The organism is Arachidicoccus sp. (genome assembly GCF_050436765.1).
GTDB lineage: Bacteria > Bacteroidota > Bacteroidia > Chitinophagales > Chitinophagaceae > Arachidicoccus.
In genome coordinates this window covers 1-7,686 of record NZ_JBNQGD010000415.1, presented here as the reverse complement: position 1 = coordinate 7,686, position 7,686 = coordinate 1, and the positions used below count along the sequence as shown (strand labels likewise).

The following is a 7,686-nucleotide window of genomic DNA, read 5'->3' as shown; positions in this document are numbered from 1 at the left end:
CATTGCCAAAATAAGAACGTTTATAGTCGATACCTAACTTATCTGCTCTATCCGCACCTAATTCAGAAACGGGATAATAGAAGAAGATAAACGGGCTGCCGGTCCCTTCGCCATTATACAATTCAGCGTTGAACAAAAAGTCTAGACGTTCACTTGCTTTATAAGAAATAGTTGGTGCAATTATTACTGATTTGTTGAAACCATTATCCTGAAAACTTCCATTGTGTTGATAGGCGGCGTTGACACGCAATAATATTTTTTTTGCAGAATCTAAGGGCGTATTAATATCAGCACTTACACGATTGAAAGCGTAACTACCACCCGCGTAACTTAACTCCCCTCCAAAATGATCATATGGTTTTTTTGTAATGCGATTAATAAGTCCGCCGTAAGAAGTCAAAGCGCTTCCAAAGAGCGTTGCTGATGGGCCTTTGATGACTTCGACCCTATCAATATCCACTGCATCTATTCTGTTTGTGACATTGCCTGCGATACCATCCCGCAATTGGCTTTGCATAACAAATCCACGAGAACTATAATAAGCACCTCCATCACCGCCGCGCCCGGTGGCCGACCACATTGTTTGAATACCGGGAGCATTTTTGATAGCATCATCTAATGAATATACCATTTGATCGATCATTAATTGGTGCGTAAGCGTTGAATAAACCTGTGGGTTTTCCAGGTTTTTCAATGGCATCTTAGCCACATCATCACTTTTGTTTTTGGTAAATTTATTGGACGTCGAATTCACTGTAACATCAGCTAATTGCTTTTCAGAAACATCCATTTTAATTTCTAGCTGTGTTGTCGTTTTCGCACTAACCTTTACCGCCTTATTTATGGGTTTATAACCAACGAGCGAAACCTCAAGCGTGTAATTACCCGGTTGTAATCCGTGAATAGAAAATCTTCCATCTTCGTCAGTTAACGTGTATTTATTGGTACCTATAACTTTTATCGTTACACTTTCCGCCGATTTGTTGTCAGAAGTTTTTACATATCCACTAATAGAGCCCCTGTCCAGTTCATCATTATCCTTTGCAAAGCTGTTTATATAAATAATAGATAATAAAAATAATATTAATAGTTTTCTAGTCATGATTGATAATTTGAAAAATAATTGTTTTTAAGAGTGCAAATGTCAATCACGGAAAAATATTCCATTAGCGCAATTGGGAAATTGTTGTATCGAGATAAGGAAATTATTAAAAAAAAACCCACACAAAAATTGTGTGGGCCTACTTAGTTTTTAAAACTAAATTTATTCTGCTACTACTTCAAAATCAATTTCAGTAATGGTGCCATTGCCAAAATCAATAGTTGCTTTATAAGTACCTAATTCTTTAACATCTTCCACAATTGCAATATGCTTGCGGTCGATATCATAGCCTTTTTGTTCGCGAATAGCACGAGCTATTTGCAAAGAAGTAACGCTACCAAAGATCTTACCTGAAGTACCTGTTTTAGCAGTCAGTTTTACCGGAGATGATTTCAACACCTCAGTTACTTTGTTGATTTCAGCCAACATAGCAGCTTCTTTCTTAGCTTTTACTTTTAGTTTTTCTTCTAATTGTTTAAGATTAGAATGACTTGCTTCAATAGCAAACTTTTGGGGAATTAAATAATTGCGAGCATAACCGTTTTTCACAGTCACCAACTCATTAATGGCGCCCAAATTGTCTACATATTTAGTTAATATTACCTGCATTTTATTTTTTGTTTAGTTCCTGATAACCCAGTTCTTAGAGAACTGTCTTCCTTTTAGAGAAGGAGTTAGGGGAATGGTTACTAAATGATTCTATTTCAATAAATCTGTTACATAAGGTAACAAACACATTTGACGTGCTTTTTTAATAGCATCAGACACTTTGCGCTGATATTTTAAGCTGTTGCCACTCAGGCGGCGAGGTAAGATTTTACCTTGCTCATTGATGAACTTTTTCAGAAACTCAACATCTTTGTAATCAATGTAGTGAATACCGTATTTTTTGAAACGGCAGAATTTCTTTTTCGTTTTCTCCTGCTTAATGGCAGTAAGATATTTTATTTCGTTTGCTTTTGCCATGGTTATGCTTCTACTGCTTTTTCGTTTCCAGTTGGTACGCCTCTTCTCTTTTTTGCATTGTACTCAACGGCGTATTTGTCGAGAACAGTGATCATGTGACGCAAAATTTGGTCATCACGTAAAAATTGTACTTTTAGCTTCTCATTGAAGTCGGATGGCGCACTGTATTCCAAAACCCAGTAAATTGCTGTGGTTTTTTTCTGAATAGGATACGCCAGCGATTTTAATCCCCATGGGTTACTGTGCGTAATAGATCCACCATTTTCTATAACGAAGTCGGTGTACTTTTTCTGAGCAGCTTTAAAGTCTTCTTCAGAAAGCACTGGAGTCAAAATCACCATCAATTCGTAATTGTTCATTACCCTGAATTTAGATTTTTGTTAAAAAATTATTTAAGGGTGCAAAAGTACAGTAATTTATTGGAATGACAAAATGCATTTTACCCATTTATCTTATTACCTCTTCAAACGAAAACAGGAGGCACCTATCTATTTAGGATACATCCTGTTTTGTCAAAAAATTCGTCACCCTTACTTACTTATGGAAAAACGCCTTTTCTATTATCATTATTAATTATTAATGATTTTATATAACTCATCCAATTTCGGGGAAAGAATAATATCCGTACGTCGGTTTTTGGCTCTGCCTTCAGGGGTAGCATTTGTGTCTACCGGATCGTACTGACTATGACCGGAAGCAATAAGATTGAGCGGGCTTACTCTATATCTGTCAATCAAAATGCGCACAATAGAATTAGCTCGTGCTGTACTCAACTCCCAATTATCCTGAAACCTGCCCCGAATGGGAATAGAATCCGTATGGCCTTCCACATCAATTTGTATATCTGGATTTGTATTGAGAACGGCTGCCAGTTTAGCAAGAGCATCTATACCTTTTTTACTAACCACGGCACTTCCTGACGGGAAAAGTAAGCTTTCCTGCATACTTACGTATACCTTACCATTTTTTTGCGTTACAGTCAGTTCGTTGGAATTAAATCCAGCCAAAGCGTCCGCCATCTTTTGTCTTAACTCATTCGATTTCTGTTTTTGTGCATCTAATAAATCCTGCAAATGCTGTAGCTTGGCTTGTTGGTCTTTTAATGCCTTTTGACTCATCTCCAGTTGGCCTTGTTTACTGCTATTGTTGTGCGATAAAGAAGCTACCTGACCGTTTAAATTATCAATATCATTTTTAAGGTTGCTATTTTTACTGTTCAAATCTGACAACTGATCTTGCAGATTACTCACCCGGTTGGCCAACATAGCGCTGTCTCCTTGCAATTGGCGCGCTTGCAACTGCGAATCTATAAGCTTTCTTTTTGCGACGCAGCTACCTAAAGACGCTATGAGCGCAAAACCAGTAATCACTAAAAACAATTTCTTCATAACTGTCTGTTTATGTTTTAAAATATCTAATATGTGTGTCGTTTTATTTCGGCACAACCGCCTACACCTTATTTAATATCAAATATAAAGCCGTTTTTATATTTATTTCCACTTTGCATGCTGTAAAATAGTCATAAATCTTATTCAAACAAGCTAGGTTGCTCAGCATTTTGTTTTGGTGCCCATTGCATCTCAACGGTTTTGCTAAAGTCCATCAACTTAGCGCCAATAGCTTTCCAGCCCATCACTTCTACTAAGTTGGCTATTTTAAATTTCACACTCCTAACCGAAGAACCACGCCCCGTATGCACATGCAATATGGGTGATTCGTCTGAGGTTACCGCTTCTACCCTATTTCCTTCAGCTTCTTTTATAAAATAGAATCTGCTGTGTAAAGTGGATGTCTCTATTTTAAAACGCTTCACATTAAACTGCTGCTTTTCATTATCTAAATAAACAGCACTCAGAATTTTTTCAGGGTTGAACTGTTCGATTAAAACTATTTTATCTATATCAAAACGCTGTAGTAATTCGGTATCAGTAATCTCATAACTGCCATCATTAAATATAATTAAGAGATTTTCATTCTCGAAAGTACCTAAAAACTGTCCTTTTTCTTCCGTGTTTAACCTCCCAAATTTGTCATCAAACCAAAGTTTTCTACCCTCTAAAGTAGATTTGCCTTTTTCTTTCAGTTTTACCGACCGAACCGGGTATTTCACCACCTGATTACCATTGCTGCCACGGCCTTTTATCTCCAAAGTACTAAAATCAAAATCTAATTCTTTATTGCGTGCATTACAATTAGGGCTCAGTAAAATCCTCACTATCTCGGCTTCGCCGTTCGGATTAGCAGAGAAATAATACACTTTACTTTTTTCTGTTCCTTTGGTAAGATTGTATTCTTTATCACGCGTGACGCCTGTAACGTTAAAACGCTTTGCATAGCTTACGCCTGAATCGCCATCCAGATACATCATATTATAGGTAGTGCGCTCATCATTTTTCAGAAAGACTTCTGCGTGTAAAATATCTTTACCTATAAAAACTTTATCGGCAACTTTTACGACTTTCATTATACCGGCTTTTGTAAAGCAAATAATGTCGTCTAAGTCAGAACATTCACACAATAGCTCGTCCTTTTTTAAACTCGTACCAATAAAGCCTTCACTGTAATTAACGTACAACTTCGTATTGGCAATCACCACTTGCTTCGCAGAAATAGTATCAAAGAGTTTTATTTCTGTTTTACGCCCGCGACCTTTGCCATATTTCTTCTTCAAATTTTCAAAATAGGTCACCGCAAAGTCAGTCAAATGGTCTAAATCGAACTGCACTTGATTAATTTCTTCTTCGATATTTTTTATCTGCTCATTTAGTTCATTAATATCTAAACGATAGATACGGCGAACAGGTTTTTCAGTCAACTTTATAATGTCTTCCCGTTCAATTTCTCTTTTCAATCTCTTTTTAAAAGGCGTAAAAGCTTTGTCAATAGCGACTATTACATCATCCCATGTTTTATACTTTTCTTCTAGTTCCTTGTAAATTTTTTCTTCAAAAAAGATCTTTTCCAGAGAAGTATAATGCCACTTGGTTTCGAGCTCCTGCAACTTAATTTCCAACTCCCGCTGTAGTAATCCTTTCGTTTTATCTGTAGATAATTGCAACAATTCCGTAACGCTTATAAAACGAGGCTTATTGTCAACAATTACGCAGGCATTAGGAGAGATACTAATTTCGCAGTCAGTAAAAGCATACAACGCATCAATAGTAATATCAGGTGAAATCCCTGGGGCCAACTCTATAAAAATGGCCACATCTTTGGCTGTTCCATCGGTGACTTTTTTAATCTTTATTTTACCATTGTCATTGGCTTTTACAATGCTATCCACTAAGGAGGAGGTAGTAACACTATAAGGTACATTTTTAATCACTAAAGTCTTCTTGTCCACTTCTTCAATCTCCGCACGAACTTTTACTTTGCCGCCGCGTTTGCCTTGATTATAGTTAGAAATATCGACCATACCTCCTGTTTGAAAATCCGGATAGATTTCAAATTTTTTGTCTTTTAAATGCTTGATGGAGGCATCACATAATTCCAGAAAGTTATGCGGCAATATTTTTGTTGATAGTCCCACGGCAATACCTTCAGCACCTTGAGCCAACAATAAAGGAAATTTCATGGGTAGGGTCACGGGCTCGTTTTTCCGACCGTCGTAGCTCATTTGCCATTCGGTAGTTTTATGGTTAAAAGCGATCTCCAAGGCCAATTTAGATAAGCGTGCTTCAATATATCTTGCAGCCGCAGCGTCGTCGCCTGTGCGCACATCACCCCAGTTACCCTGTGTTTCTATCAATAAATCTTTCTGTCCCATATTTACCAAGGCATCCCCAATACTTGCATCTCCATGTGGGTGATATTGCATGGACTGCCCGATAATATTCGCTACCTTATTGAAACGACCGTCGTCCATTTCTTTCATCGCGTGCAAAATACGTCGTTGCACGGGCTTTAAACCATCTTCCACTGCAGGAACAGCTCGCTCTAATATCACATAAGAGGCATAATCAAGGAACCAATTTTTGTACTGTCCTTGAACGCCTGTTTCAATTGTTAAGTCTAATTCTCTTTTTGTTTCTTTGGCCATTTTATGTTGTCCGTTGTCTATTTTGTATTGTCAGTTATTTGTTTCGCAGTTAAAAAGTCAGAAGACCAGAATTTATAATTGATCAATCTGTTTCGTCATCCATCACTGTGGTATCCACCTCCACAAACAATTCTCCTCCTGTCGCTTTCAATGTAATATCTTTCCACCCTTTTTCCCAACTGCCTTGTATCAGAATTTGATTTTGAGCAATCATCTCTTTTATCCTCCAAACTAAAAAGGCATCCCCCGTTTTGATTCTCATTTTGGTCAAAAGATTGCCTAATAATCGGTGCAGTTTCATTGAGGATTTACCCAATATAGTTAATATCTCTTTGTCATAGAACGTCTCAGGTTGAGAAATAATTTTTTTCCCTCCTTCCAAAGTACGCACAATTGCGTTTTCGTTGCAAAGTTTTTTCCATTCATCGGGATCCAGCTCAAATTCTGATAAGGTAATCTCTCGGGCCAGTCGTTTGGCTTTTAAAAATTCACTGGGCCGAATCTCGTATAAATTAGTGGGATAAAATATACCTCCTTTTTCGTTGATAAAGGGCAAATTATTCAAATACAAAATCTGCAAACGCCCCTGGAATTTTGCCAACTGTATCATTAGCCAGTAATAGCCACAAACATCATGTTGATTTTGGCCTATCCAGATCCAAGCTTGCAATTCAAGATCCTCTTCCAACTTCTTTTTAAGTTGATGCACCTTTAGCTTGTCATCTACAACGGCTAATTGCCCTATATAAGGCGAATGTTCCAGAACTTTTTCCCACCATGATTTTCTTGCTTGCCACCCATCTGCATCCGAAATATTTTGCAATGGCCCTACAGCATAGTCATCTTCAATTACCAGAATTTCTCCTTGCAAGGTCTCGTCTAATACAAAACTTTGTTCCAAAACTTCTGCCGCCGAGGGCTCAAATACGATGTGTAACATTTATTAAATGACGAATAATTAACGATGAATAATAAAGCTCGGTCTTCCTACTTCCCGCTTCGGTCTTATGACCAAAAACGATGCAAGTTTAAGGTTTTTTTACTTAAATTAAGTGAGCAATATTACTACAAGATATATTATGAAGCCGGCAATAAGGAATTAGCGGCCGTTTTTCGCCTGTTTGCATGGCTTAAAAAGCGTCACTATGACAGAAGAAAAAAAGTTGAAAACACGCCTAATCCATGGGTAATACTCTATCTATTTCGTCCAATAAATATTCTTTAGAGTCCGAAACATACTCCCAAAACATAACGCCTGCCATTTTGTGATGCAATACATATTGACATTTCTTCTTTACGGACCAGTTATCATCTGCCGTAATAAATTCCTTTTTAACAGGATTGTACCAATATGCAGCTTTTGCATGACGATCACGATAATAATGATAACCAATCAAACTATCCTTAATAAAGCTGTAACCATAGCCCCTACCACGCCTCACAATGCTATCACCTAAACCATTAAAATTTGCACTTCCTTTAATAATATATGAATGGCCGTAAAAAGCCACACCCATCACCATTTTCTTGTATGGAACTCCTGCAGATGCAAAAGCCTTTATGGTTCTATCAGCCTGCT

At 37.4% G+C, this 7,686-nt stretch carries 8 protein-coding genes; all 8 read right to left on the bottom strand.

Annotated features, from left to right (window positions below):
• Window positions 1–1,102: carboxypeptidase-like regulatory domain-containing protein (locus ACQR30_RS17225; protein WP_429737023.1), on the bottom strand; the 1,102-nt coding region annotated here is incomplete at its 3' end.
• A gap of 162 nt (window positions 1,103–1,264) precedes the next feature.
• Window positions 1,265–1,711 (bottom strand): 50S ribosomal protein L9, encoded by a 447-nt coding sequence (gene rplI, locus ACQR30_RS17220; protein WP_429737022.1) that lies wholly within the window; start codon window positions 1,709–1,711, stop codon window positions 1,265–1,267.
• Window positions 1,712–1,801: 90 nt separating this feature from the next.
• The gene (rpsR, locus tag ACQR30_RS17215; RefSeq protein WP_429737021.1) at window positions 1,802–2,068 is read right to left on the bottom strand and encodes a 30S ribosomal protein S18; all 267 of its coding nucleotides are present in this window, start codon (window positions 2,066–2,068) and stop codon (window positions 1,802–1,804) included.
• 2 nt (window positions 2,069–2,070) lie between these two features.
• A complete protein-coding gene (gene rpsF, locus ACQR30_RS17210) occupies window positions 2,071–2,427 on the bottom strand; it encodes a 30S ribosomal protein S6 (protein WP_429737020.1) in 357 nt (118 codons plus the stop codon).
• 210 nt (window positions 2,428–2,637) lie between these two features.
• A complete protein-coding gene (locus tag ACQR30_RS17205; protein ID WP_429737019.1) occupies window positions 2,638–3,456 on the bottom strand; it encodes an OmpA family protein in 819 nt (272 codons plus the stop codon).
• Between the two features lie 140 nt (window positions 3,457–3,596).
• Window positions 3,597–6,107, bottom strand: a complete 2,511-nt coding sequence (locus tag ACQR30_RS17200) for a DNA gyrase/topoisomerase IV subunit A (RefSeq protein WP_429737018.1) — start codon at window positions 6,105–6,107, stop codon at window positions 3,597–3,599.
• An 82-nt stretch (window positions 6,108–6,189) separates the two neighbouring features.
• Window positions 6,190–7,047, bottom strand: coding sequence for a DUF3658 domain-containing protein (locus ACQR30_RS17195; protein ID WP_429737017.1), 858 nt, complete (start codon window positions 7,045–7,047; stop codon window positions 6,190–6,192).
• Window positions 7,048–7,282: 235 nt separating this feature from the next.
• Window positions 7,283–7,686 (bottom strand): glycosyl hydrolase family 18 protein (locus ACQR30_RS17190; RefSeq protein WP_429737016.1); only part of this gene is annotated, 404 nt, incomplete at its 5' end.